This is a genomic window from Ruoffia tabacinasalis (assembly GCF_042652985.1).
Classification (GTDB): domain Bacteria; phylum Bacillota; class Bacilli; order Lactobacillales; family Aerococcaceae; genus Ruoffia; species Ruoffia tabacinasalis.
In genome coordinates this window covers 80,712-107,442 of record NZ_JBHSHQ010000050.1, presented here as the reverse complement: position 1 = coordinate 107,442, position 26,731 = coordinate 80,712, and the positions used below count along the sequence as shown (strand labels likewise).

Annotated in this window: 23 protein-coding genes; 6 read left to right on the top strand and 17 right to left on the bottom strand. The window is 35.0% G+C overall.

The window, feature by feature from the left end; genetic code table 11:
• Positions 1-38: 38 nt before the first annotated feature.
• The 9 genes from ACFO5Y_RS08990 to ACFO5Y_RS08950 form a co-directional block, all read right to left on the bottom strand.
• Positions 39-1,301 (bottom strand): competence/damage-inducible protein A, encoded by a 1,263-nt coding sequence (locus ACFO5Y_RS08990; protein WP_197104037.1) that lies wholly within the window; start codon positions 1,299-1,301, stop codon positions 39-41.
• Between the two features lie 153 nt (positions 1,302-1,454).
• Complete coding sequence (pgsA, locus tag ACFO5Y_RS08985; RefSeq protein ID WP_197104043.1) at positions 1,455-2,036, bottom strand: CDP-diacylglycerol--glycerol-3-phosphate 3-phosphatidyltransferase; 582 nt, start codon at positions 2,034-2,036, stop codon at positions 1,455-1,457.
• Between the two features lie 8 nt (positions 2,037-2,044).
• Complete coding sequence (locus ACFO5Y_RS08980) at positions 2,045-3,085, bottom strand: helix-turn-helix domain-containing protein (RefSeq protein ID WP_197104036.1); 1,041 nt, start codon at positions 3,083-3,085, stop codon at positions 2,045-2,047.
• 188 nt (positions 3,086-3,273) lie between these two features.
• A complete protein-coding gene (locus ACFO5Y_RS08975; protein ID WP_197104035.1) occupies positions 3,274-4,227 on the bottom strand; it encodes an ABC transporter permease in 954 nt (317 codons plus the stop codon).
• Positions 4,227-5,288: an ABC transporter permease gene (locus ACFO5Y_RS08970; protein ID WP_138403739.1), complete on the bottom strand. Its 1,062-nt coding sequence runs from the start codon at positions 5,286-5,288 to the stop codon at positions 4,227-4,229. The genes ACFO5Y_RS08975 and ACFO5Y_RS08970 overlap by 1 nt, the downstream gene beginning before the upstream one ends.
• Before the next feature lie 23 nt (positions 5,289-5,311).
• Entirely contained in the window at positions 5,312-6,871 is a 1,560-nt protein-coding gene (locus ACFO5Y_RS08965; RefSeq protein ID WP_197104034.1) for an ABC transporter ATP-binding protein, read from the bottom strand.
• Positions 6,872-7,122: 251 nt separating this feature from the next.
• Entirely contained in the window at positions 7,123-8,151 is a 1,029-nt protein-coding gene (locus ACFO5Y_RS08960; RefSeq protein ID WP_231606841.1) for a BMP family lipoprotein, read from the bottom strand.
• 109 nt (positions 8,152-8,260) lie between these two features.
• Positions 8,261-9,286, bottom strand: a complete 1,026-nt coding sequence (locus ACFO5Y_RS08955) for a BMP family lipoprotein (protein WP_197104033.1) — start codon at positions 9,284-9,286, stop codon at positions 8,261-8,263.
• Positions 9,287-9,486: 200 nt separating this feature from the next.
• Complete coding sequence (locus ACFO5Y_RS08950) at positions 9,487-12,249, bottom strand: FtsK/SpoIIIE family DNA translocase (RefSeq protein ID WP_197104032.1); 2,763 nt, start codon at positions 12,247-12,249, stop codon at positions 9,487-9,489.
• Positions 12,250-12,380: 131 nt separating this feature from the next.
• Here ACFO5Y_RS08950 and ACFO5Y_RS08945 point away from each other — a divergent pair, with 131 nt between their 5' ends.
• Both ACFO5Y_RS08945 and yidC read left to right on the top strand, forming a co-directional pair.
• Positions 12,381-12,656 (top strand): acylphosphatase, encoded by a 276-nt coding sequence (locus ACFO5Y_RS08945; protein ID WP_138403687.1) that lies wholly within the window; start codon positions 12,381-12,383, stop codon positions 12,654-12,656.
• 95 nt (positions 12,657-12,751) lie between these two features.
• Positions 12,752-13,708: a membrane protein insertase YidC gene (gene yidC, locus ACFO5Y_RS08940; protein WP_197104031.1), complete on the top strand. Its 957-nt coding sequence runs from the start codon at positions 12,752-12,754 to the stop codon at positions 13,706-13,708.
• Positions 13,709-13,822: 114 nt separating this feature from the next.
• Here the strand turns inward: yidC and ACFO5Y_RS08935 are convergent, their stop codons facing one another.
• The 3 genes from ACFO5Y_RS08935 to gndA form a co-directional block, all read right to left on the bottom strand.
• Positions 13,823-15,331 (bottom strand): sensor histidine kinase, encoded by a 1,509-nt coding sequence (locus tag ACFO5Y_RS08935; RefSeq protein WP_197104030.1) that lies wholly within the window; start codon positions 15,329-15,331, stop codon positions 13,823-13,825.
• Position 15,332: 1 nt separating this feature from the next.
• The gene (locus ACFO5Y_RS08930; RefSeq protein ID WP_138403684.1) at positions 15,333-16,034 is read right to left on the bottom strand and encodes a response regulator transcription factor; all 702 of its coding nucleotides are present in this window, start codon (positions 16,032-16,034) and stop codon (positions 15,333-15,335) included.
• A gap of 246 nt (positions 16,035-16,280) precedes the next feature.
• Positions 16,281-17,723, bottom strand: a complete 1,443-nt coding sequence (gene gndA, locus ACFO5Y_RS08925; protein ID WP_197104029.1) for an NADP-dependent phosphogluconate dehydrogenase — start codon at positions 17,721-17,723, stop codon at positions 16,281-16,283.
• A 207-nt stretch (positions 17,724-17,930) separates the two neighbouring features.
• Between gndA and ACFO5Y_RS08920 the strand changes: the two genes are divergently transcribed.
• Entirely contained in the window at positions 17,931-18,098 is a 168-nt protein-coding gene (locus tag ACFO5Y_RS08920) for a DUF4044 domain-containing protein (protein ID WP_197104028.1), read from the top strand.
• Positions 18,099-18,154: 56 nt separating this feature from the next.
• Here the strand turns inward: ACFO5Y_RS08920 and ACFO5Y_RS08915 are convergent, their stop codons facing one another.
• From ACFO5Y_RS08915 to rpmG, 4 genes are all read right to left on the bottom strand, one after another.
• The gene (locus ACFO5Y_RS08915) at positions 18,155-18,550 is read right to left on the bottom strand and encodes a rhodanese-like domain-containing protein (protein ID WP_197104027.1); all 396 of its coding nucleotides are present in this window, start codon (positions 18,548-18,550) and stop codon (positions 18,155-18,157) included.
• A 48-nt stretch (positions 18,551-18,598) separates the two neighbouring features.
• Positions 18,599-19,294 carry a rhomboid family intramembrane serine protease gene (locus ACFO5Y_RS08910; protein ID WP_197104026.1) on the bottom strand — a complete coding sequence of 232 codons (696 nt, stop codon included), beginning with the start codon at positions 19,292-19,294 and terminating at the stop codon, positions 18,599-18,601.
• Entirely contained in the window at positions 19,278-19,868 is a 591-nt protein-coding gene (locus tag ACFO5Y_RS08905; RefSeq protein ID WP_197104025.1) for a 5-formyltetrahydrofolate cyclo-ligase, read from the bottom strand. The genes ACFO5Y_RS08910 and ACFO5Y_RS08905 overlap by 17 nt, the downstream gene beginning before the upstream one ends.
• 168 nt (positions 19,869-20,036) lie before the next feature.
• Positions 20,037-20,189: a 50S ribosomal protein L33 gene (gene rpmG / locus ACFO5Y_RS08900; RefSeq protein WP_138403678.1), complete on the bottom strand. Its 153-nt coding sequence runs from the start codon at positions 20,187-20,189 to the stop codon at positions 20,037-20,039.
• Between the two features lie 254 nt (positions 20,190-20,443).
• Between rpmG and ACFO5Y_RS08895 the strand changes: the two genes are divergently transcribed.
• Positions 20,444-20,842, top strand: coding sequence for a DUF6115 domain-containing protein (locus ACFO5Y_RS08895; protein ID WP_138403677.1), 399 nt, complete (start codon positions 20,444-20,446; stop codon positions 20,840-20,842).
• Positions 20,843-20,855: 13 nt separating this feature from the next.
• Positions 20,856-21,506 carry an endolytic transglycosylase MltG gene (locus tag ACFO5Y_RS08890; protein WP_197104024.1) on the top strand — a complete coding sequence of 217 codons (651 nt, stop codon included), beginning with the start codon at positions 20,856-20,858 and terminating at the stop codon, positions 21,504-21,506.
• A 96-nt stretch (positions 21,507-21,602) separates the two neighbouring features.
• On the opposite strand, the gene ACFO5Y_RS08885 is transcribed toward ACFO5Y_RS08890, so the two are convergent.
• Complete coding sequence (locus tag ACFO5Y_RS08885; RefSeq protein ID WP_197104023.1) at positions 21,603-23,723, bottom strand: peptidoglycan D,D-transpeptidase FtsI family protein; 2,121 nt, start codon at positions 23,721-23,723, stop codon at positions 21,603-21,605.
• Between the two features lie 192 nt (positions 23,724-23,915).
• Between ACFO5Y_RS08885 and ACFO5Y_RS08880 the strand changes: the two genes are divergently transcribed.
• On the top strand, positions 23,916-26,594 hold the full coding sequence (locus ACFO5Y_RS08880) for a YfhO family protein (RefSeq protein ID WP_197104022.1): 2,679 nt from the start codon (positions 23,916-23,918) through the stop codon (positions 26,592-26,594).
• Positions 26,595-26,731: the final 137 nt, after the last annotated feature.

Sequence of the window (26,731 nt, the reverse complement as noted above, 5' to 3'; positions counted from 1 at the left end):
GTTGGAAATTTGATTTGAGTGTACCACAAATGGTTTATTTATTTTTCTAGCTTAATTTTACAATTCAAGAAGTTTAAAACTTCAAACTCTGCCACTTCTCTTACAACATTTCTAGGTTTATTTGAGATGTTTAATTCTGCTACTTGGACTGGATGATTTTTTGCTGCTAGAGCAACAAAGACCTTTCCTGGGGGATGACCTTCTAAAGATTTCGGCCCTGCTACACCAGTTAATGAAATAGCTAAATCACTACCAGTTAAATTTAACGTTCTCTCAGCCATTTCTTGTGCAACTTCTGCGCTGACAACCGTATGTTCTTTAATAATTTCTTCCGGTATCCCAAGCATTTTGACTTTTTGTTCTGTTTGATAAGTAACAAATCCACCAACAATGACGTCTCCAGCACCCGGTGTATTCGTTAACTTTTCTAGGACTAAACCACCCGTTAAACTTTCTGCTGCTGATAATGTTTTGTTATGTTTTCTTAATTCGTCGACAATGAATTTTTCAAAAGTTTGCTCAGACCCGTAACCAATAAAATGCTTCGTAAAGCGTTGACGAATTTGTTCAGCTAATTCATCTAAAACATCTTCGGACTCTTCATAGGTTTCAGAATTATATGTTAAACGAACCGTAACACATTTAGGTTTAGCGTAAATAGCTATCGTTGGGTTTGTTTGAGTTTCAATTAAATCACTCAGTTTATCTGCAACGAAAGATTCCCCTACGCCATATAAATTAATGTATTTAGAAGTAATAACACCTTGCTTAGCCATCACACTTCTAATAAACGGTTTGACATGTTCATTTAGCATATGCTTCATCTCAAATGGAGGGCCAGGTAAAACGACGTAATATATCGTTTTATTATCTTTTTCTTTCGTGTAGATTAACCCAGCTGCTAGTCCTACATCGTTAAGAATTGTTTCTCCGCCTTTAATCGTTAAAGCTTGTCTATAATTATTCTTTGTCATCTCACGATTTTGATCTTTGAAATAAGTTTCGACTCTCTCGAGTTGCTTCTTGTCGTGATATAATTCCTCACCTAAAAATTCAGCCAAAACATGCTTTGTAATATCGTCTTCAGTTGGACCTAAGCCTCCCGAAAGAATAATTAATTCAGATCTAGAAGATGCAATCTCTAAAGTTTCATTTATTCTATCACTATTATCTCCAACAACAGATTGATAATACGTTCCAATTCCAATATCCAGTAATTCTTGTGCGATATCACTCGCATTAGTATTCACAATGTAGCCCATTAATAATTCAGTACCTACAGCTATAATTTCTGCCTTCAAAAAAACTCCCCCTATATATATACAAGAAAAATGGTCAATTCCATTAATTTATTTTAAAAATAAAACAATTTACCCCAGATAAGATTATCATGAAGTAAATTGTTCTAAAAATAATATGCTGTTGTTTATTTAAAACGAATTAGTTTTTAAAATTTATTGCGTGTCAGCAAAGACATGTCGACCTTTATAAAAATACTCTGCTCCAGAATATACCGTAAATATTAAACAAACGTAAATTAAAATGGTCGAAATAGGGATATTGAATAACGCAAAACCAATATCGTCAAATAAGTAGAATATTATCGCAAACATTTGAGTAAATGTTTTAATTTTTCCTGGCCATGCGGCAGCCATTACTTTACCGCTTTGAGTTGCAAGTAATACTCGCAATCCAGTAACTAGTAGTTCGCGACTTACAATAATCACGACTACCCAACCTGGAACTGTATTTGCTTGAACAAGCATAATTAAAGCAGCAATAACTAATAGTTTGTCCGCCATGGGGTCAAAAAACTCTCCAAATGATGTAATTAAATTATGTTTTCTAGCTAAGTAACCATCTAAATAATCAGTAATACTGGCAATGGTAAATACTAAACCAGCGATAAATTGAAAGACTGGAATATTTGCTCCCAATACATCAATATTGCCAAATTGATTTGGTACATACATTAAAATGATGAACACAGGAATTAAAAACATTCTTGCTACGGTCAGTTTGTTAGCAATATTCATTTGCATGATTATTCAACTCCCTCCGTACCATCTTCTGGTGCTAATACAGCGGGTCCTTGAAAGTCTTCTTCAGAAGTAGCTGCATCTTCTTCTGGTATATCTAACTCTATTGTATCCTCTTCAGTTTCCGTATCAGCTTCTTCACTCTCTTCCGCTGCCGTAAACACAATTGTCTCTGTTAAGTATTGTCCTTGAGGTTCAATTAACGTACCATTGACTGATAAATTAGCTCCCTCAGGATATCCAAAGGAAATTCGTACTTCTTGAGTACCTGGAGTAACAGTATGTTCTAACACTTCATCTTCAACAATAGTTGTATCTTGTACAATCACACCATCTTCAAATACCCCAACCCATACAAAGTTATTTCCTTCAAATTCAAAAGTATACTCTGAGAACGGTGCATTCAATTCATAAGTCGTAGTCTCACCAGGTTGTGAAGTTAATGTTAATACTTGATCTCCAACCATTATATCGTTCTCTCCAAGTGTTGGCTCTTCAGTAGTGCTTTCAGATTCAGCTCCTGATTCTGTTGCTGGCTCATCTTGTTCAACTGATTCCGGTTCAACAACACTCACAATACTTGTCGACGTCTCACTTGATACTGATTCTGCCGGCTGATCATTTTGACCGATACTATTAATCGCAAAGACTAAAGCAATCATTATTCCAATTACAATGGCTACTAGTAAGATGACCGGTAAATAAGCAACGACCGCATCAAAAGAATTATTTTCATTAGTAACATAACGTTCTGCACGACTCGGAATTTTATCGCCTTCCACATCTTCAGAATCGTTTGAATTGTCAGAACTTGAAGACAATTCATCCTCATATTCAATTAATAACTCATCACCATCTAAGCCAACCATATCAGCGTACTGCTTAATAAATGCTCGCACATAAAAACTGCCAGGCATTTCATCGTAATTACCCAATTCAATGGCTTGTAAATATTTTTTTTGAATTTTTGTCATTTGTTGTAATGTATTTAGGGTGTAACCTTTTTCTACACGCGCTTCGCGTAATTTAGTTCCCAATTCGCTCATAAAACAGACTCCTCTTTGTATCTAAATCTATACTCTTGTATTATAGCATAGAATTTAAAGTTAGTAATCTCTAATGTAAAGTATTTTGTCATGTTTTAATCTTATAAATTTAAGACATATATATCATAGAATTGCTTTTGATAATGCAAAAAAACGGCACTACAAATGTAGGCCGCTTTTTATAAGTATTATTTAGATTTAATATAAGTTTTACCATTAGCAGCTGGACCAGATGCTTTACCTACAAAGCTCACAAGTACAATAATTGTAATAATGTAAGGTGCGATTTGTAAGTATACTGGATCGATTGATTCAATGAATGGTATTTGAGAACCAACCACTGATAAACTTTGAGCAAAACCAAAGAATATCGCAGCTAACATAGCTCCTACTGGATTCCATTTACCAAAAATCATTGCCGCCATCGCCATAAACCCTTGTCCTGCAATAGTAGAAACAGAGAAGTTTAATGAAATTGATTGAGATAATACCGCTCCCCCAATTCCACCGAATACACCTGAAAGTAGTACACCAGCGTATTTCATTGCGTAAACATTAATACCCATTGTATCTGCTGCTTGAGGATTCTCACCAACCGCTCGGATTCTTAATCCAAAGCGAGTTCTCGCTAAGAAGAACCAACAGATAAAGGCAACAATAATACCTACATAAGCTGGTAAAGAAGTTGATTGGAAGAAAATACGTCCAATAACAGAGATATCACTTAAAAGTGGGAAATTAAAATACCCAAATGATTCGCGAATAATGTCTGTTTGTCCTCTTTGTTCAAATAAAACTCGTGTTAAGAACACAGCTAAAGCTGGAGCAGCTAAGTTAACAACTGTACCTGAAATAATATGATCTGCTCTTAAATTTACTGTTGCTAAAGCATGGACCGCAGCAATGAATACACCCGCAAGGGCTCCAACCAATAAACCAAGCCAAGGAGTCCAAGATCCAAATGTTTCAGCATAAAATAGGTTGAAAACTACGGAACTGAAAGCTCCCATCACCATAATACCTTCCAAACCAACGTTTACAATACCACTTCGTTCAGAAAATACTCCACCGATCGCCGTAAATATTAACGGGGCTGAGTATACTAATGTAGATGATACAATTAATGCTAATAAATTGACCATTACTCATCTCCTCCTTGTACAATCACTTCTGTATTACTTAATTTAGATTTCTCACGACGATCCATAAAATAAGTAATAACATAGTTAGCACCTACGAAGAAGATAATTGCCGCCGTTGCAATATCAACAATTTCAGAAGGAACCCCTGCCATAAGTGGCATAATCGTTCCACCTGTTTTTAATCCGCCAAATAACAGACTTGCGAAGATGATTCCAATTGGATTTAAACCACCTAATAAAGCAACTGCTAAGCCATCGAAACCAATGGCAGGAGCTACACCGTTAGTTAAGAAGACGTTTCTAAACTCGCCTAAGCCGTTCATAACTCCACCTAATCCAGCTAATCCTCCAGATAATAACATTGCTAAAATAATATTACGTTTCGCATTCATACCTGCGTAATTCGCAGCGTGCTTATTGAAACCAACGGATCTCAACTCGAAACCAACGGTTGTTCTTTGAAGTAAAATTGATACAAGAACTGCAAAGATTAAGGCTAAGAAAATACCACCATGAATCGTTGACCCGTTTGTTAAATCAGTTAACCATTGCAAGCGTAATGATGCATTCTCCCCAACGAAAGGCGTTGCATCTGCGCGATCAGTGATTACGTTACGAATAATATGATCAGAAATATAAATGGCTACATAGTTTAACATGATTGTTACGATAACTTCACTGGTATCAAAGAATGCTTTTAAAACTCCGGCAATTCCAGCCCATAAAGCACCAGCAATCGTTCCACCAAGTATTGCAAGCGGTAAGACAAGCCAACCTGGTGAATCAGGTAATGATATACCAATCCATACTGATACTAACCAACCTGCTAAGGCTTGACCAGCTAAACCAATATTAAAGAATCCAGCCGTATAAGCTACCGCAAAACCTAAACCAGTAAAGATTAAGGGAGTTGCTGCACGAATGGTTTGTCCAATATTAAATGGATTTCCTAATGCTCCTGTAAGTAAAGCTTTATAACCTTCAATTGGATTATAACCAAAAACCAACATAATAATTGCACCAAAGACAAGTCCAATAACGATTGATAGTAATGGGACCATAATTTGTCTAATATTTGACTTCACTATACAACACTTCCTTCCTGACGAGCCGCTTCAATTTCTGAAAATGGTGTTCCCGCCATCATCAATCCTAACTCACGTTCATTTGTTTCATGTGTTGGAATGTCCGCAACAATCTTTCCATCAAACATGACTAGAACTCTATCAGTTACATTTAATATCTCATCAAGTTCGAAACTCATTAATAGAACACCTTTATCTTTATCACGTTCGTTAATTAATTCTTTATGAATAAATTCAATCGCTCCCACATCGAGTCCACGGGTTGGGTTTGCTGCAATTAAGAATTTAGGATCACTATCTATTTCTCTAGCAATAATCGCTTTCTGTTGATTACCTCCAGATAGTGATCTAGCAAAAGCTTTCTCAGAAGTTGTTCTTACATCATAAGTTTCAATTAATTTTCTCGCTTGTTGTTCAATTTTACTAAAATGTAATAATCCATTACTTGAATAAGGTTTCGCGTAATAGTTTTTTAATACCATATTACTTTCTAATTGCATATCTAGAATTAAACCATACTTATGACGGTCTTCTGGAATATGTGCAATGCCACTTTCATTCACATCTCTCGGTGAAAGGCTTGTAATATCTTCCCCTTCGAAGAGAATTTGACCTGACTCAACTGGCATTAATCCTGTCATTGCAAGAATTAATTCTGATTGACCATTCCCATCAATCCCCGCAATACCAACAATTTCACCTTTGCGAACATTAAATGAGAGATCCTCAACCGCTTTTATACCGCGTTCATCCAATACATTAAGTGATTTGATATCTATAATAGTATCCGATGGATTTGCAGGTGTTTTTTCAGTAGTAAATGACACCGCACGACCAACCATCATATCAGCTAACTCATTAGATGTTGTTGTTGCTACATCAACGGTATCAATTGATTGACCACGACGAATAACAGTACAGCGATCGGCAACTTGTTTAATTTCATCTAACTTATGTGTGATGATAATAATTGACTTACCTTCTTCTGCTAATTTACGCAATGTTATCATTAAATCTGTCACTTCTTGAGGCGTTAGTGACGCAGTCGGCTCATCAAAAATCAAAATGTCTGCCCCACGATAAAGCACTTTAAGAATCTCAACACGCTGTTGCATCCCTACACTAATAGATGAAATACGAGCTGAAGGATCGACACTCAAACCATATTGTTGAGAAATTTCTTCGATTTTTTTCTGAGCTGTTCCTTTATCAATTGTTAGACCTGAGACAGGTTCTTCACCCAATATAATGTTTTCAACGACCGTAAAAGCATCAATCAACATAAAATGTTGGTGAACCATCCCGATTCCGAGTTGGTTGGCTTTGGTTGGAGAATCAATTTGAACAACTTCTCCTCCCATGTAAATATCACCTGATGTAGGTTCTAATAAACCAGAGAGAATATTCATTAATGTTGATTTTCCTGCTCCGTTCTCCCCTAATAAGGCATGAATTTCACCTTTTTTCAACTGTAAATTGATATTTTTGTTCGCGTAGAACTCACCAAATTTTTTGGAAATGTCACGCATCTCAATTACAGGTACATTTGTATCTGTCATAATTGCTCCTCACATTCTATACTTATAATTTTGCAATCGGTTATCATATATAATTATAGACAAGTATACTAAAAAAGCATAGTAAAAATCATATTAAAGTATTCTATAATTGCAATTTTTGTAAAATAATTAGTGTTTGTACTTATCCAAATTAGTAATTTCACAGTGTTTTTTAATTTTCCATGTTCTATAATGGTAAACCCTCATAAAAAAAGGGCACCTCCGCGAGGCGCCCTTTACTTAAAAAACTATTAGTTTTCAGGAGTTTCTGGGACTTCAATTTCACCATCAATAATTTGTTGACGGTAATCATTTACAGTAGTTAAAACTTCTTCTGAAAGATTTCCTTCAGCTAAGTCAACTCCACCATCAGCTAACCCAAAGACTTGTGTTCCAGCTTCGAAGTTACCTGCTTTTGTTTCATTTGTAAATAATTGGATAGAATCACCGATTTGTTTTAACGTAGAAGTTAAAGTTAATCCGCGTTCTTCTCCATCAATTTCAATAATCCCTTCAGCGTCTTGATCCATATCAGCTCCGATAACCCAAATATTACGTTCTGGATCAGCAGACACTAAATCTTTTGCTTCTGAGAAGACTCCATTACCTGAATCTCCAGCAGCTTGGAAAATAATATCAGTATCAGCTGCATACATTGCTGCTGCTAATTGACGACCACGCGGTGCATCAGCAAAACTTCCAACATATTCAACTGTAACTTCGATGTCAGGATTAACTGCTTCAGCACCAGCTACAAAGCCAGCCTCGAAACGGTCAAGGACAATCCCTTCAACTCCACCAATAAATCCAATTTTATTTGTTTCAGTTGTTGAAGCTGCAGCAACACCAGCTAGAAAAGCTGCTTCATTGTCTTGGAAATTAATAGAAGCAACATTTGGTTGATCCACTACAGAGTCAATAATCGCGAACTGTTGATCTGGATATTGTTGAGCAACATCATTAATCGCTGCTTCTAATTTGAACCCTACTCCGTAAATTAAATCAAAACCACTTTGAACCGCCGTGTTTAAGTTAGTAATGTAGTCTGAGTCAGTTGCTGATTCTAAATAATCAAATCCAGAAGTACCTTTCTCTAGACCGTTCTCTTCTCCCCATAGTTGTAGCCCTTCCCATGCAGATTGGTTAAATGATTTATCATCTACCCCACCTTGGTCAGTAACCATGATTGCACTAAAATCTTCTTGTGCGTTAGCAAAAATTGGAGAAGCTAATCCTCCGGCAAGTAAAGCAATTGTTGATAATTTAAGTAATTTGTTCAATGTATTTCCTCCCTTAGTTAATGTCTAAAGGTATTATAGGTTATAAAAAATGACCTCTCAATAGTTTGACGTATTATCTCATTTATTTAAAGGTCATTGTTCGTGTTTTTTATTCTGGCGTCTCTGGAACTTCAATTTCTCCATTAACAATTTGTTGACGGTATTCTTCGATTGTTTCTTTAACTTCGTCTGTTAATTGACCTTCAGTTAATTCAACCCCACCATCAGCTAAACCATACACTGTATTACCAGCTGTAAAACCATCCGCTTCAGTTTGCTCAGCGAATTGTTTCACTGCGTCTCCAACTTGTTTTAATGTCGAAGTTAATGTTAAGTGACGTTCCTCACCATCAACGGTTACAATACCTTCTTCTGCTTGGTCACGGTCAACCCCGATTACCCACAGATTACGTGAAGGATCATTCGTTACTAAGTCTTTTGCCTCTGAGAATACTCCATTCCCTGTATCTCCAGATGCATGGAAGATAATATCTGCATCGTTCGCGTACATTGCTGCGGCAATTTGTTTACCTCGTGAAGCATCACCGAAGCTACCTGCGTATTCTACAGAAATTTCGATATCTGGGTTAATTGCTTGTGCCCCTGCAACGAATCCTGCTTCAAAGCGGTCAATAACAACCCCTTCAACTCCACCAACGAAGCCTAGGTGATCAGTTTCAGTTGTTAATGCTGCGGCAACTCCAGCTAAGAATGCTGCTTCATGGTCTTTAAAGTTTAATGAAGCAACATTTGGTTGATCAACCACAGCATCTACAATGGCGAAGTGACGGTCAGGATATTGTTGAGCCATATCATTAATCGCTGGCTCTAATTTAAATCCAATACCGAAAATTATATCAAAGTTTGATGATAAAGCCGTGTTAATGTTTGTAACAAAGTCTGAGTCACTGTTTGATTGTAAGTAGTCATATCCACTCACTCCACGTTCTTTACCGTGCTCTTCACCCCATGCAGTTAATCCTTCCCATGCTGATTGGTTAAATGATTTGTCATCCACCCCACCAATATCCGTAATCATAATAGCAGAAAACTCTTCTTGCGCTGCCGCCATCGTTGGTAATGCAACTCCTGCAGCCATTAATGCTACGGCAGATAATTTAAGTAATTTTTTCATTCAATCTTCCTCCTTTTTTTGTTCATTTAAGATTATACCGTAAGCTTGTCAAAAAGACAATGTAAGCGGTTATGTTTCTATTAATTTTTCAAATGTTTTTATTCTTTTACAATGATTGATTTAATAACATTTCCATAAAAAATTTGCTCAAAATAAAAAAATACCTAGTAGTAAACATTGATCTACTAGGCATTTTAATTTTAATCTATTAAGACTTGTCTTGGTTTACTTCCATCAGGTTCACTTACTAAACCTAAAGCTTCCATATCATCGATTAATCTTGCTGCTCGATTATAACCAATTCTAAATCTTCTTTGTAATTGAGAGATACTGATTGTTTCTTGTTCTTTAATAAGTGCAACCGCATCTTCAAAGTATTCGTCATCAGATGCATTAGCTTTTTCAAGACTTTCATCTGTCACAACAATCGCTTCATCATAATCAGGCTCTCTTTGATCTTTGATAAAGTCTGTAATACGCTCTACTTCAGCATCAGAAATATATCCACCTTGAACACGTAATGGTTTATTCATACCCATTGGTTGGAATAGCATATCTCCTCTACCAAGTAACTTCTCAGCACCGTTTGAATCTAAGATTGTTCTCGAATCGGTCCCACTTGAAACCGCAAAGGCTAATCTTGATGGCACATTAGCTTTTATAATCCCAGTGATAACGTCTACGGATGGTCTTTGAGTTGCGATAATCATATGAATACCAGCAGCACGTGCCATTTGAGCTAAGCGAATAATCGCATTCTCTACTTCATTACTAGCTACTAGCATTAAGTCTGCTAACTCGTCAATAAAGACCACAATTTTTGGCAGTCTTTCATAGCCAGTTCCTTCATTTTTGTTTTGCTCTTCAATATAGTCATTATAGCTATCTACGTTTCTTACACCAGATGCTGCAAATAATTCATAACGATGTTCCATCTCTTGGACTACATTGTTTAATGCTTGAGCCGCTTTTCTCGGGTTAGTAACTACCGGAGATAAAAGATGAGGTAATTCATTATACATAGTCAACTCAACTTTTTTAGGGTCAATCATTAAGAATTTCACTTCATTAGGTTTTGCCTTCATTAATAAAGAAGCAATAATAACATTCATTCCCACTGATTTACCACTCCCCGTTGCACCAGCAATTAGTAAGTGAGGCATTTTAGTCAAATCGGCTGTACACACTGATCCTGATATATCTCGTCCTAAAGGCACTTCTAAAAGATTTGGTGATTTTAAGGCCGCATCTACAATTTCCCAAAAAGAAACTGGGCTCACTTGAGTATTTGGTACTTCTATCCCAATTAATGATTTGCCTGGAATGGGAGCTTCCATACGAATATCTCTGGCTGCGAGTGATAATGCAATATCATCAGATAATGAAACAATTTTACTTACTTTCACACCAATAGCTGGTTCAATTTCATATTTCGTAACCGATGGTCCTAAATTTGCTTTAACAACTTTAGCATCTACACCAAAACTTTTAAATGTTCTTTCAAGTTTATCGATGTTTTCATTAATCCGTTTGTATTCTTCAGATTGATCCACCGGCGGAATTTTCGTTAATAAGTTTTTTGATGGTAATTTATACCCTTTATGCTTACTTTTTTTCGATTCTTTTTTCTGAGTTGGATTGGCTTTACTGCTTTGTTCAAGAACAGAATCTAAATCATTATCAGTTGTGTTTTGGATATTATCAGATTGTTGTTGCCAATGAGCGGCATTAGAGTGTTGAACCGTTTCTTGGTTTGTCGGTTCTTCAGGTAAGATATCAGCAATCTCATGAGCCAATATATCATCATCTGCATCAATTTCTACGTTGTTATAAGATTCTTCTTCATAAGTCGTTGGCGCATCCCAATCAGATGGATTATTGTAATCATAATTAGGTTGCTGTGGCATATCAACAACTGATTCTGACTCATCTTCTTTTGTATGATTAGAAATTTGGTCAAAATAATCTAAATCTAAGACTAAATCTTTATCTCGTTCTAGTCTTGCACGTTCACTAGCTGCTGTTGACGCTAGTGCATCCGTATCATCATATACTTCCCAACTAGGTTCTTTATCTACTTTAATGGAAGGCTGATAACGGGGTTGCCACTGTTCGGTCGTTTCCTCAGCATCGTTGACATTAAATTTGTTCTTTATTTTATCAAATAAAGCTCTTCTCTGAGGTCTTTGCTTACTTACATAAGACACTTCTTCCCTTGAGTAATCCTCATATTCATTAAATGAATCATTTTGTTCATAAATAGCTTCTTCAACCACAGGTTCGATGTCTTCAGTAATTTCCTCTTCTTCTACGAAAGATTCTTTATATGAAGAACGAACTTCACTAATTGTGTTTCCAACTCGTTTAAATCCTCTATATATTAAAATGAAAAAGTGTTTAATCGCGTTAATAAATGCTTCAAAAGTCACACCTGTAGTCATAAAAAACCCAATAAAGAACACAATACCTACTAATAAATATGTTCCCCATTGTCCAAATAAATAACCAAAACTCGCATAAAAAACTGCACCGAGCATCCCACCACCAAGACTGACTTGGTTTTGACCAGTTACAAATTCATTTTTGAAAATATCAAAAGTAATCGCAAAAATGGAATCAGGTAAAGGTTCTAAAGGATAAAATTGATTAAAATGAAGTAATGTCGTCATCGCTATTAATATAAACAATGAACCCATTAATTTTAATGCGGGGATATTAACAATGGAACGCTTCACAAACATTGCTAATCCAATAAAAGCAATTCCAACTAATAATAAATCATAAGCTTCACCGACAAACAGTCGAAATGTATTTAAGACAAGTGAACCAAAAAATCCCCAATTAAATAAGGCTATTATCGATATAAAAGCGACAATCAAGCCTATAATTAAATATATATAATGTTTTGAATGATCACTTATTTGCTCTGACTTTTTTGTTTGAGCTTTCTTCTTTTTCGTCATGGACCATCCTCCTCGTTCTTCTATTCGCTAAACTTTACGCAACACTAATTATAGCATTGAATGGTGGATATATCGAATTCTTTATTAGAAATTCTGTGTTACAATGTAAGCAAAAGAAAGGGAGCGATTACATGAAAACAACTGAATTAATCGTATCAGGACGCGTACAAGGTGTTGGCTTTAGAAATTATGTAAGCCAAATTGCAAAAGATCTTAATATTAAAGGAACAGTAAGAAATTTGTCTGACGGTGATGTCAAAATTATCGCTCAAACAGATGATGATACTTTGAATAAGATGGTTGAGCGAATCAAACAACCTCAACATCAATTTATGAAAATTAAAGATGTCGAGATCCACGATTTGCAACTCGATAAAGTTTATGATGATTTTTCTGTAGTATATTAACTTTTGTTAATTAAATATAGTGAGAATCTGATTGAATTCTTCATCTCTTTTCTATATTATATAAGAGTATGAATTTTAATGGAGTGATAACTTAGATGAAAAAGAAGCAAAAATGGTTAAAAATTATTGGACTACTAGCTGTTGTTATACTAGTTATGTCCGGCTGTGTCTCTTACGATAGTGCTGGTAACCCTTCTGGATGGGTTTACGAGTATATTGGTCGACCTGCATCCACTCTAATGGACTGGATTGCTGGGATTTTCGGCGGTAGCTACGGGGTAGCAATCATAATTATTACAATCATCACACGATTACTTATGATGCCATCATCAGTAAATATGACTAAAAATTCAATGATTAGTCAATCAAAAATGAAGATCGCTCAGCCTGAGATTGATGAAATCAATGCTGAAATGGAAGAAACAAGCGATCAAAATGAAAAAGCAGCGTTACAACAAGAACTTATGCAAGTGTATAAGAAATATGACATTAATATGTTTGGTGGTTTAGCAGGATGTCTACCACTACTAATCCAAATGCCTATTATTTCTGCTGTATATACTGCGATTCGTTCGTCTCCAGAAATCTTAAGAAGTAACTTCTTAGGTATTAACTTAGGTGAGCAAAGTATTCCACTTGTAATTGGTGTTGTTCTACTTTATGCACTACAAGGCTGGATGATGCAGAAAAATACGCCTCAATCTGATAACCCTCAAGCGCAACAAACATCGCGTACAATGATGTTAATGAATCCGCTAATGATTGGTTGGATTACTTATGCTTCCGCAGCTGGATTAGGAATTTACTTCTTAACCGGTGGTGTGTTCGCAATCTTCCAACAACTTTATATGAATAAAGTGGTAAGACCAAGAATTGAAAAAGATATGGAAGCTGAAGCTGAGAAATACGCACATGTTAAACGTACACCTCGTAAAAAAGCAACTAAAGCTAAAAATACGAACAAAGGTGATTCAAAACGCTTAGTGCCGACGAAGAACAATGTCAATACTTCCAATAAAAAACGCCGTAACGAAGGTAAACAAAGACGTTAATCAATTTTAAAACATAAATTTATACATAAAAAACGGATACGCGAATCTGTTGCACTTCCTTAATTTAGGTAGTTACAACAGACGCATATCCGTTTTTTTATTATGGAATAAACATTATAGTTTTTTGCGTTCGGCGATTTGCTTACTCTTATATATTTGTCGAGTGTCATTCAAGATTGGAAATTCAATATAAAAAATCGAACCGTGATTAATTACACTCTCCACTCGAATCGCCCCTTTATACCCTTCAACTAATTGTTTCGCAATACTTAGGCCTAAACCATTCCCACCTTTATCACGTGATCTTGCTTTATCAATTCGATAAAATCGACCAAATACTTTTTCTTTATCTTCATCAGTCATACCCTCACCAAAATCTTGTATCGCAATCTCAACTTTAGTAAAGCTCTTACTGATAGATACGTGGATTTCTTTACGGTCACGGCTATATTTAACTGCATTATCCAGTAAAATAATGAGAACTTGTTCAATATGATTTCGAAATGCTTGAATATATAAGCTTTCACCATCATCATCGGAATCAAGATAGAAATCAAAATCTTCGTGGATAATTTTAATGTTATTGAATACTTGCTCGGTCGTCGAATAGACTTCTGTTATCTCATCTTTATAGTCGATATCCACATTTTCCGCTCGAGAAAGATCTAACATTTCTTGCACTAAGCCTTTCATTCTTGTTATTTCTTGTAAGGAAGAGGCGATGGATTCTTCAAGAACTTCGGGATCATCTTTACCCCAACGATTTAATAATTTCAAGTGACCTTCAACAATCGCAACAGGTGTTCTTAATTCGTGTGAAACATCCTCGACGAATTGTTTTTGGTTTGTGACATATTTATCAATTTTGTCTAGTAACTTATTCACGTGTAAACTTAAATCGCTCCACTCATCCTCTGAGACTGGTTTTCTAACTCGAATATCAGATAAGTTTTCTTCTTCTACCAAATCCAATGAGTTATTAAGATAAGTTAGAGGTCTTAGGAAACGATGACTTAAAACAAATGACAATACTCCAATAATAACGACGATTAATAATAACACTCGCCAAAATAATTGATTTTGGTGTTGAATAACATTTGTATAATATTCTGGTTTCACAATTAATTGGAAAGAACCAATTTTTTTACCTGTTGAATCAGAAACCACGGTATTATAACCCATTAAAAATGTTTCGTCGTTATGTTGCACTTCTTGCAACTGATCTGAATGATTAATCGATGGTAAGTTCAATGTCATTGTTTCATAAATCAGTTGATTTGATTCACTAAACAATCGAATCGTCGTATTGTCATCTTCAAAATACTCTAAGTTACTTACGGCATTCCTTTGTGCTTGAAATTGTTCATCCGATAAAGGGCGAGCGGTCGTTTCAGCTTGGTTATATACTAAAAACGGAAAATCAAACTGTTGGAAATATTCATCGATTTTTTCATATTTATTCTGATAAGTGTCATAAACCTGCTTGCTTAAATTATCATTCACATCTTGATGATACCAAGTTAAACTAATAATGATAACTGGCGCAAAAAATGTAAATAATAAAATTCCCCATTTCCACTTAAGGGAAAGGGGCTGTTTTATTTTCTCTTTAAAAGCTTCCATCTTAGTTTCTCATGACATATCCCGTTCCACGAACAGTTTGAATATAACTATCTTGCCCAGGAACGTCAATTTTATTACGTAAATAACGAATATATACGTCAACAACATTTGTCTCAACTTCGGATTTATAACCCCATACTTTGTCTAAAAGTACGTCACGAGACATTACCATGTTAATGTTTTCCATTAAGTATAATAATAATTCATATTCACGTTTAGTTAAATCAATGACTTCTTCACCACGTTTAACAATACGATTGGCCTTCTCTACCGTTAAATCACGATATTTAACCGTTGGTTGTTGTTGTGCACGTTGCTCATCTTCATGATCTAAACGACGGAATAATGCACGTAGACGTGCTAATAATTCTTCAATTGCAAATGGCTTAACAATATAATCATCTGCCCCTTGATCTAATCCAGAAACACGGTCTATAACCGAATCTCTTGCTGTCATAATAATGATTGGTGTATCTTTAACCGGACGAATACGACGGCAAACTTCTAGACCGTTTAATTCTGGTAACATTAAATCTAATAGGATGACATCCCAATCCTCATTTAATGCTGCATCTAGTCCACTACGACCATCATATCTAATCTCAGTTTCATAGCCTTCGTGTTTTAATTCTAAGTCAACGAATCGAGCTAAGTTCTTTTCGTCTTCAATAATTAATACACGTTGTTTATTTTCTTCACTCATTCATTATCCTCCTTAACATATTCTAATATCTTCCTTATCAATTCTACACAATATTATCGCATATTGCTACTAATTAAGTGATTTATTCTAATATAATTAGAATATTTTCTCAATCCTTTTTTGTATTTATTAATATGCTATGAGTTGAATTGATCTGTTTTATTTCTTTCTTTAGAAGAAAAAACGGCCGTAAAGTTAATGTTTACGGCCGAAATCTCATGTGTTATTAATTTGTAATGAAAAATATTACCAATCGATTTCTTCTTCTTTACCTTCGTTCCATAAGAAGTGGAATGTTCCTTCTTTGTCCACACGGTTATATGTATGTGCACCGAAGAAGTCACGTTGTGCTTGAATAATATTCGCAGGTAAAACTTCTGAACGATATGAATCGTAATATGCAATAGCTGCTGAGAATGTTGGTACTGGAATTCCTGCTGCAATTGCTTTAGAAACTACCCCTCTTACGGCACTATTATTTTTCGTTACAATGTCTAAGAAGTAATCATCTAACATTAAGTTTTGTAAGTCTGCATTTTTTTCGTATGCATCTGTAATGTTTTGTAAGAATTTAGCACGGATAATACATCCTTCACGCCAGATCTTAGCGATTTCACCGTATGGTAAGTTCCATTCATTTTCTTCACTTGCTGCTCGTAATTGAGCAAATCCTTGAGCATAACTCATGATTTTACTGAAGTATAGTGCTTTACGAATCAATTCAATAAAGTCTTTCTTCTCATCTTCGGTTACTTCCATTTCTGCTTCAATCGCAGGAATAATCTTACTTGCTTTGACACGTTCCTCTTTTTGAGCAGAGATGAAACGAGCAAATACAGATTCAGTAATTAATGATAATGGCTCACCTAAGTCTAGTGCACTTTGTGAAGTCCATTTACCTGTCCCTTTGTTTCCTGCACGGTCCATAATCACTTCGACCATTGCTTTACCAGTTTCTGGATCTGTAGTTTTTAGAATTTGTGATGTAATTTCCATTAAGAAACTATCTAACTCGCCATTATTCCATTCAGTAAAGATGTCGCCAATTTCTTGAGCAGACATACCTAAACCACGGTGCATAATGTCATATGATTCAGCAATTAATTGCATATCTCCATATTCAATTCCATTATGAACCATCTTCACATAGTGTCCTGCACCATCAGCACCGATGTATGTTACACATGGTTGCCCATCTTCAGCTTTAGCTGAGATTGCTTCTAAGATGTCTTTGACTAAAGCATAAGCTTCTTCTTGGCCACCTGGCATGATTGACGGTCCAAAACGTGCCCCTTCTTCACCACCAGAAATTCCTGCACCAATAAAGTTAATGCCTGAATCTGCTAAATATTCATTACGACGAATTGTATCTTTAAAGAACGTATTCCCACCATCAATTAAAATATCGTCTTTATCTAAATGAGGTAATAAATTTTCAATCGTTGCGTCTGTACCTTTACCAGCTTGAACCATTAATAAAATTTTACGTGGTTTTTCTAATGAATTAACGAATTCTTCAATGTCATATGTTGCCACTAAATTCTTATCTGGATTTTCGTCAACAACCTCTGTTGTTTTCCAATCCGTACGGTTATAAAGTGAAACAGAGTAGCCACGGCTTTCAATATTTAATGCGATATTACGACCCATTACGGCCATACCCACTACACCAATTTGTTGTTTTGTCATGTTTATTTGCCTCCTTATGATTCCTTTACTATTTTAGCAAATTTCATTAGAATATTAAAGGTTTAACATCTATATTTAAATATTTGATGAGAAATATATTATTCAATACTTATTTATATTCTATTTATAATTGTTCTGTAAGATTGATTTGACGTTTTTTATATTTACAATTATAATAATGGCTACAAAAGTGAGGGATATGGGAACATGGCTAAATCGAAAAAAAGAAATTGGAATAAACTTGCAGCTCAATCGAATAAAGGTAAAAAATCAAAGATGGATCGAATTGTTAAATTTGTCGCAATTACAATGGTAGTAATTATGCTAGCTTCAGTTGTTATAAGTTTAATGGTTAGTTTATCTACATTTAACTAAAACAAAAGACACGTCACATCTTTTCAGATGTCGCGTGTCTTTTGTTATTTAATCTATTATAATTCTGATTTAACTTTTCCAGTCCAACTAGAAAAGCCACCTTTTAAGATATAAATCTTATCATAGCCTTCTTTTTTCAAGATATTGGCTGCTCTAGATGCATAATTCAATGCATCATCATATAAATACACAGGTTTATCCTTACGGATTTCTGCAAATCTTTGCTTAAACTGTGACATCGGTATACTTCTTGCTCCTAAGATATGTTTAGCATCAAATTCTGGTGTTTCTCTCACATCAATAATTTGAACTTTACGGATATTCTCTCTAATCTCATGACTTTCAGCCATTTCTGCGGATTGTTTACGCATCACCCATAATACTAACAAATAAATCCCATAAGCAACTAAACCAATAGCGATTAACGCTAAAAGAAATAATAAAATATTCATTTCCTACCTGACTCCTCTATTTTCATTTATTATCATTTATTTAAAATATTAACTTAAAATCCGATTACGACCGATAAATACTAGTATTAGTGCGATCACGAGCATAGCTAAAATAGCTAGTAGTCGATTTGTCTTTGTTAATGTTCGCTTGGATCCAAAACCAACCGCAAACGTTATTAATGCACCAAATATCGCCCCGCCAAGATGACCCCAATTATCAATTCCTGATGTAAATAAACCATTCAAGAAATTCAACACTAGTAAAACAGTGAATGTACTCGCTCTTTGTTTAAATATGGGTGAATCGGGGTTTAAATACGCTAACACTAAGTAACTCGCAAACATCCCAAATATCGCCGTGGATGCCCCTGCAGAAACATTCACGTTAAATGCAAAGGAAAATAAGTTTCCCCCAATCGCCGAAATTAAGTAAATCAATGCAAATTTACCATGACCGTGTATCTTCTCTAAATCCATACCTAGAAAATATAAAGATATCCCATTCATTAAAATATGTGAGAAGCCAATATGAATAAATGCCGCAGTTAATAATCGCCACCACTCATTAAAGATAATCACCGCGGGTGAAAAATTGGCCCCCATCTCAAGTAATGCCATGATATCTGTTGTCGTATTATACTTTAATAGCATAAATACGTAGACAGCGACATTAATACCTAAAAAGATATAGGTCATGAATGGTCTATACTGCCTTTGATTATACGCTCTAAATTGATTGTTCATCAAATTCTCCTTTGTCTGGAATAATCAGCTTTTTAATCGGAATATCGTGCGCTTCAACCTTCCATGACCCATTAGGATAGAGTTGTTCATTAAAGATGAGTGACACGGTATCGATATTAGCATCTGCAAGGGCTCTATCATAATAGCCTCCACCGAAACCAATCCGATAGCCATTCGCTTGATATGAAACACCTGGGACGATTAGTAAATCAATTTCTTCTATATTAATGCTTTTTGCATCACTTTTCGGTTGTCTGATTTTTCTTTGAACCGTTTCTAATTGAGTTTCGTCTTGATATTCCCGAAAGCTTAATTGATAATTAGCTTCTATTCTAGGCAAATATAATGAACTATTTGTTAATTTAAATATTTCTTCCATAATTAGTGGCGTGTTAATTTCAGGATGAAAGCCGTAATAAAAGCCAATCGATTGAAATTGGTTTTCATTTATATAATTGATTAATTGCTCGCATAAATTTGCTTCAAGCTTTTTGCGATGATTCGCATCCATGGCTTTCATTGAAGTGAGCGTCGAACGCCGAATGTTTACTTTTTCACTTATATTATCTTTCATTTGTATCCGCTCTCCTCCCATGCACTCATGTATTCTACCATAGTTTGCCCCTAGTAAACCATAGTAATTCAGTTAAATTACATGTTGCTTTTAATGGATTAAAATACAAGCAAAAAAATACAGAGATTCTCGATTTCTCGATGAATCTCTGTATCGTGTTATATAGACTTATTTTTTAACTTCTCTGTGAAGTGTAACTTTGCGATCACGAGGGCAATATTTATTTTTCTCTAAACGATCAGGGTTGTTACGACGGTTTTTATTTGTTAAGTAATTACGTTCTCCACACTCAGTACATTCTAAATTAATATTAATGCGCATTATTATCCCTCCAAACTTGATTGAGTTTTGATTTTTAATGTATTCTCTATACAATACCAAAATATTATATCACAAAATGCGCAAGTAACAAATATTATTTTCAAAAAACTCTTTATATTTTGCTCTTTTCCTTATATATTGGTAAAATGAATTTAAATTATTACGAATCTGTAACATGCTTAGAGTTGAATCTTGTTGCAGATTTGATAAAATTGTATGAAGTAAGAATACAAACTCACGGAAAGAGGTGCTTTATGGACATTTGGATTTTAGTCATTGCCCTATTAGTCATTGCAATTATCTTATTAATTGCTTCATTCTTCGCAGGAGATGACCAAGATGTTACTGAGCAAATGAATGAATATACAGTTCAACAATCAGAAGAGTTATATGCAATCAAAACTCGTTTAGCTGAACTTGAAAAATCTCAAAACACACCATATAACGAAACAGTTGTATATAATTCAACTGATGAAGTTTACGATGACGAGCCTGTAGAATCACAAGAGATAGAAGAAGTTTCAGATAATCAACACGAAATGATTATCCGACTTTACTCTCAAGGTTATACAATGCATGAAATCAGTCAAGAAGTTCAATTGAACTCAGTAACGATTCAAAAAGTTATTGACGATTATATTGAAAATCGTTAGAAAGGAACATTCGATGAAAAAAAACACATTACGTTCATTAGGTATCGGATTTCTTTCTGCCGGCATTTTATCAGGTGCTTTCGCCATATTTGTTCAAGGCCAAGCCCCAGTTGAAGGGTTACAAGTAAACTCTCTTCTCGGCTCTGGCGATCAAGAGCAAATAAGTCAATATGAAGAACAAGTAAGTTCTTTAGTTGCTGAGCGTGATTCATTAAATGAATCACTATCCTCTGGAGATAATCAGGACGAATCATCTGCGCAAGAACAGATAAGTAGCTTAACTGAAGCTAACGAATCACTTGTCGCTCAACTCGATAATACTGGCACAGAAACAAATAACGATGAATCTGATACAGAGACAACGGACAATGGTACTGACACAGATACTGAAGCTGATAATACAGGTTCAGAAACTGGTGAAGTAACCGAAGCTCAACCAGACTTAGAAGGCAGCTTCACGATTGCTTCAGGCGAAGCATCTAGTGATATTGCTGCTCGACTAGAATCAGACGGATTTATTGACTCAGCTGACGAATTCCAAAGCTTATTAGATGAGTGGGATTTAAATGCTGTGATCCAAGCTGGAGATTTTGAATTGAATTCTGATATGAGTATTCACGATATCGCTTCAATTATTACAGACGGAGCATATTACTACTATTAATATAAAGAATTTAGCTTTGTGGAAAAAATTAAATCCACAAAGCTTTTTTTGTACAAAGAAACACCCACTTCCATTTAGAAAGTGGGTGTGTTTCTATTAGTTAATTTCTTGAGCAGCTGGACTATCTAAGTATGTTTCAATTGTCCCACTTGTTTCAGCTTGCATTTCGAAGTAAGCGTTCATAACTTGGTGGGCAACACGAGTACTTTCACGTCCCCAGTTCTCTTCTTCTAAATATGGAATAACTACTGAAATAGCAATCTCTGGATCATCAAACGGTGCAAAACCAACATATGTCGCGTTAGTTACCGGTTGATTTTGTGCATATTGGATTGGGCCAGAATAGAATGCCTCTGTAGTCCCTGTCTTAGATCCAACTTCAATTGGGTAATTCATGAATAGATAACGCGCAGTACCGTCAAGTGTATGCGATACTTGTCTCATCCCTTCATGAATTCGCTCCATCGCTGCTTCATCAATCGGTATAACATTCAAGATTTCAGTTTCATTCGATGATTTAACAGAACCTAATTCTCCATTCGCATCCGTTCCACGTATTTCTTTAACGAGTCTAGGTGCATAACGTATACCGCCATTAGCGATTGTTGCTGCATATTGACCTAGTTGTAAAGGTGTATACAAGTCGAACTGACCATAAGATAAATCAAGTGCACTTACGAGTTGATCACTTTCTGGACTAAATCCAGCAGATTCAACTGGTAAGTCAATTCCGGTCTGTGTTCCTAAACCAAATTGAGCTAAATAATCACGTATAATATTGATTGTATTATCATCAATAGATAAACGGCCATTTTCTTCATAGGTTGTTTGTCCACCAATCATCATCGCTAATTTAATCATATAAATATTTGATGATTTTTGTAAAGCTTCAATATCATCAATTGGCATTTCGCCTGTGCGGTTAAATACCGATGTTTTTTCTTGCGAAGCTTGGAATTTCAACGGCTCATCGACTAGAATATTATTATCTAAAGAAATAACATTTTCCATGTAACCTGTAGCTACCATGGCAGGTTTTATACTTGACCCCATACCATAACTTGTATTAATCGCTCCGAGTGTATCATCAACGATTTCGTCCGTATTATATGAATCTGTATCTTCATTGTATTCAAATCGTTTTCCTGAGATACCTAAGATATCCCCGTTTTTTGGATTTGATGCAACAATATACACACGGTCATTCAGACCTTGTTGTTCCATCGTTCTCAATGAATTTTCAGCAATTTCATCTAGTTTTCTTTGGAACTCAGTATTGATAGTCAGAACCAAGTTATCCCCTTTAGTTCCTTCATATAACATATCATTTTCTAAGATATCATCTGAAGAATCTGTCACAAAATTAAATAATGATTTTGTACCTTTTAAGGCATTCTCATATTCTTGTTCTAGATAACTCATCCCAACACGGTCATTCATGGCATATCCGCGGCGAAGTAACTCAGGAGCTAATTCACTTGGTATACCGCCCTGTTCAGTTGAAACTTGACCGAAGATCGATCTAAGCATTTCTCCCATCGGGTAGACACGTTGCCAATCTGTCCCAATACTAATACCAGGTAATTGGCTTAATTGTTCAGATACCCGTGCAACCTCTTCTTGAGTCACGTTTTGATTTTTAACTGTGACGGTTGATAAGGCATAAGCACTATTCATTTGTTTGAATAATGCCGCAATCTTCATTTCTGCGTTACTAAATTGAATATCTTCATCCGTAACGTATTCCAATTGGACACTATACAACTCAGATCCAGGTAATAATAATTCTTCCTCTGTTAAACGACTATTAACTAAGTCTTCATTCTTAATAATGAAATAATCTTTTAAATCACGTTCAGTTAAATTAGACGTTGGAACTTCAATTAATGAAGCTAGTTGTGTTGCAATATCTACTATATCTTGAGCTGACACTCTTGAATCACGATCACGTGTATAAAGAATAGCTTGCTCTGGTCTATTACCCACTAAAATATTCCCATTACTATCGTACATCATCCCTCTGGGTACTGAACCAGTTGATAACGTTGATTCGGTTCGTTCTACCATATTGGAGTAACGTTCACCACTATATAATTGAATATATCCTAATCGGATAAATAACACAGTAAACACTAAAAATGAAATAAAAAACAAGAGATTCAATCGTCCAGGTATATGCGAACGTGTTTTCTTTTGTTTTATTTTATAACGTGCCATTTATCTTCTCCCCTCTAATAGTTTAAATTCACCTGATTATTATATCAAACAATTAATCAAAATTGTATCAAACCCAAAGATTAACATCAATCTTTAATTTATCTTCATAAATTTTACACACTAAAAAGATGATTACCAGATTTTTCTTTGTTAATATATGATAGGATTATTAATTTCGTTAGGAGTCACAAAATGATAAATAAACTTAAACCGTATTTATTAAATACTTTATTTGTATCGATATTCTTTGTCGGGCTTGCAATGATTTTTAAATTTGCACCCTTTGGTAAAGATACAATGCTTACTGTTGATTTAGGTCAACAATATATTGATTTCTTTAGTATGTATAAAGAAACCTTAACCCAGTCGCCTGAAATGCTCCTTTATAGCTTTGAAAAAGCGATCGGTGGAGAAATGATTGGCCTATGGGCATATTACTTGTTAAGTCCCTTTAATTTGATTTTCTTATTATTTAACGAATCGAATTTTGAAGTCGCAGTGACATTAATTACTTACCTCAAATTACTGGCAAGTAGCTTAACATTTATGTACTTCTCACGTCAGAAGTATGAATTAAGTACGCTCCCATCAATAATTTTTAGCTTATCCTATACGTTCATGAGTTATACCATTGTGTATCAGTTAAATATTATGTGGTTAGACGGCTTAGTGCTATTACCACTCATTGCCTTAGGTTTAGATCAATTAATTAGTGGAAAGAGTCGCTTACTTTATGTTGGTTCGTTAGCGATTATGTTGATTGCGAATTATTATATCGGTTATATGATTTGTCTTTTCTTAGCAATTTATGCGCTATATGTCATAGTTGAGAAACAAGTTGCATTCAATTTAAAAGAAACGATAATCTCTTACTTCCGATTTGGGATTCATTCAATTATCGCAGCTTTAATTGCTGGAATCACCCTTATTCCGACCTATTACTCTCTAACCCAAAACAAAGGAAGTTACTTGGAATTTGAATTAGATTGGGAAGTTGCTCATACAATTCAAGATGTTGCGTCAAAACTATTTGTCGGTAGTTTCAACTTTGATGAAATGTCTTCAGGTTCTCCTAATATCTATGCTGGGATGTTAGTTATCCTCTTTGTAGGTCTTTTCTTTATTAATAAAAAAATTAAATTGTCTGAAAAAATCGTTGCGATATTAATTTTTACAGTGTTTGCACTTTCTTTTAGATTTGATTTATTTAATAAACTTTGGCATGGTGGACAATTCCCAATTTGGTATCACTTTAGATTCTCGTTCACGACAAGTTTCTTTCTACTTGTAATGGCCATTAAAGCCTTTAAGAATCAACCCAAGCGTTTCCCGCTTGGTGTATTAATTACTGCCATTGTTGCGATGGCTTTATTCTCTGGTTATTATTTATGGATTGATGAATATACTTTCTTAAATGATATTAATATCTTTATTTCTCTGGCTTTCTTCTTGGCCTTTGTCATAATTATTCAATTAGAAAGACCTAAAAAAATCATTCTAAACTCGGTACTGTTAGTATTTGTTTTTAGCGAACTATTCATTAATGCGTATATTATTATGTCAGATATTAATTATGTTCAACAGTCGAAATTTGAAGATTATACTGAAACACTTAATCAAAGTTTAGCTGGTTTACGTCATCCAGATAATGATTTCTATCGTATAAACAAAACATTTATGCGTACTAAAAACGAAGCGATGTATACACACTATAGTGGTATGGATCACTTTGGCTCGACCATCGAAGCACATGTCCCTGAGTTATATGGTTATCTTGGCTTACCTGATGGTAATGGCTTTGCAACCTATACTAACGGCACGCTATTCTTAGATGATTTCTTTAATATTCGTTATTTCTTAGCTCCAACGACAAATTCGAGCGAACACACAGTGGATGAAGGTTATGTCTTATATCCAGAAGCCACTGATTTAGATATGGAATTCCACCCTATCTCGACTCAATATTCAAGGGTAAAAGTTTATGAAAACGAAAGAAACTTTGGTCTAGGCATGGAAGTGAGTTCAGATATTGCTAGTGATGGGACTGAATTTACATCTCATAGACCCATTGAAAACCAAGAATTATTATTAAGTCTTATAGATTATAACGGTAATGGCGCTCCTTACTTTACAGAGCATGACTTTACGAATGTCACTTATGAAAATGTCGAAGTAGCGGATACCGGAGATGGAGATTATTATACATATGTTGATACAACAGAAAATGATGCACAAACACCGAGAATTCGTTGGCATTTCGAAACAACGAGTCGAAATCCATACTACTTCAGTATACCGAGCCAGTTCTCAAGTAAGAATGTTTCGTTTGATTTAAACTCAAATCATTATCGCTTCTATTCACCATTTAGAAGACGTCAAGTATACAATGCCAGTTATGATACTGTTCGTGAGGATCAATACTTTGATGTAGAGCTTGTGGAAGAAGAATTGCAAGCGAATTTACTTGAATTGTACGAATTTGACTTAGCGCGTTATGAAGACATGATGGATACTAAAGAGGATAATAAGTTTAATGTGACCCAATCTAGTCATAATCACATTGAAGGGAATATTACCATTGAACAAGATGACGCTTATGTCTTATTCACGATTCCTTATGATGCGGCTTGGAATATAACCGTAGACGGGGAAAGTGTTGAACCAGTAAGTGTATTAAGTGATACCTTAATGGCTATACCTATGACGAGTGGTCAACATAATGTTGAATTAACCTACTTCCCTCGTTCGGTTGTCTTTGGAGGTATATCAAGCTTGATTGGTTTAATCAGTTTAGTAGGTATTATTTATTGGGATAGAAAAACCTCTCAAAAAAATATTAGCGTAGAAACTGACTCAAATACATCTGATTAAATTCAGAATCATACATAAGAATAACTTGAGTACACATTGATTTAATATAAATAAGTTACTATTGAAAGACATGCAAAGTCATAAATATACTTGATAATTCAATTGACTTTGGTATGATAAATTAATGAATTTAATTA

Excerpts from the sequence above, each read along its gene's own strand:
- pgsA (WP_197104043.1), bottom strand. The coding sequence starts at position 2,036 with ATGAATATTGCTAACAAACTGACCGTAGCAAGAATGTTTTTAATTCCT.
- ACFO5Y_RS08980 (WP_197104036.1), bottom strand. The coding sequence starts at position 3,085 with ATGAGCGAATTGGGAACTAAATTACGCGAAGCGCGTGTAGAAAAAGGT.
- ACFO5Y_RS08975 (WP_197104035.1), bottom strand. The coding sequence starts at position 4,227 with ATGGTCAATTTATTAGCATTAATTGTATCATCTACATTAGTATACTCA.
- ACFO5Y_RS08970 (WP_138403739.1), bottom strand. The coding sequence starts at position 5,288 with ATGGTCCCATTACTATCAATCGTTATTGGACTTGTCTTTGGTGCAATT.
- ACFO5Y_RS08965 (WP_197104034.1), bottom strand. The coding sequence starts at position 6,871 with ATGACAGATACAAATGTACCTGTAATTGAGATGCGTGACATTTCCAAA.
- ACFO5Y_RS08955 (WP_197104033.1), bottom strand. The coding sequence starts at position 9,286 with ATGAAAAAATTACTTAAATTATCTGCCGTAGCATTAATGGCTGCAGGA.
- ACFO5Y_RS08950 (WP_197104032.1), bottom strand. The coding sequence starts at position 12,249 with ATGACGAAAAAGAAGAAAGCTCAAACAAAAAAGTCAGAGCAAATAAGT.
- ACFO5Y_RS08945 (WP_138403687.1), top strand. The coding sequence starts at position 12,381 with ATGAAAACAACTGAATTAATCGTATCAGGACGCGTACAAGGTGTTGGC.
- yidC (WP_197104031.1), top strand. The coding sequence starts at position 12,752 with ATGAAAAAGAAGCAAAAATGGTTAAAAATTATTGGACTACTAGCTGTT.
- ACFO5Y_RS08935 (WP_197104030.1), bottom strand. The coding sequence starts at position 15,331 with ATGGAAGCTTTTAAAGAGAAAATAAAACAGCCCCTTTCCCTTAAGTGG.
- ACFO5Y_RS08930 (WP_138403684.1), bottom strand. The coding sequence starts at position 16,034 with ATGAGTGAAGAAAATAAACAACGTGTATTAATTATTGAAGACGAAAAG.
- gndA (WP_197104029.1), bottom strand. The coding sequence starts at position 17,723 with ATGACAAAACAACAAATTGGTGTAGTGGGTATGGCCGTAATGGGTCGT.
- ACFO5Y_RS08920 (WP_197104028.1), top strand. The coding sequence starts at position 17,931 with ATGGCTAAATCGAAAAAAAGAAATTGGAATAAACTTGCAGCTCAATCG.
- ACFO5Y_RS08915 (WP_197104027.1), bottom strand. The coding sequence starts at position 18,550 with ATGAATATTTTATTATTTCTTTTAGCGTTAATCGCTATTGGTTTAGTT.
- ACFO5Y_RS08910 (WP_197104026.1), bottom strand. The coding sequence starts at position 19,294 with ATGAACAATCAATTTAGAGCGTATAATCAAAGGCAGTATAGACCATTC.
- ACFO5Y_RS08905 (WP_197104025.1), bottom strand. The coding sequence starts at position 19,868 with ATGAAAGATAATATAAGTGAAAAAGTAAACATTCGGCGTTCGACGCTC.
- rpmG (WP_138403678.1), bottom strand. The coding sequence starts at position 20,189 with ATGCGCATTAATATTAATTTAGAATGTACTGAGTGTGGAGAACGTAAT.
- ACFO5Y_RS08895 (WP_138403677.1), top strand. The coding sequence starts at position 20,444 with ATGGACATTTGGATTTTAGTCATTGCCCTATTAGTCATTGCAATTATC.
- ACFO5Y_RS08890 (WP_197104024.1), top strand. The coding sequence starts at position 20,856 with ATGAAAAAAAACACATTACGTTCATTAGGTATCGGATTTCTTTCTGCC.
- ACFO5Y_RS08885 (WP_197104023.1), bottom strand. The coding sequence starts at position 23,723 with ATGGCACGTTATAAAATAAAACAAAAGAAAACACGTTCGCATATACCT.
- ACFO5Y_RS08880 (WP_197104022.1), top strand. The coding sequence starts at position 23,916 with ATGATAAATAAACTTAAACCGTATTTATTAAATACTTTATTTGTATCG.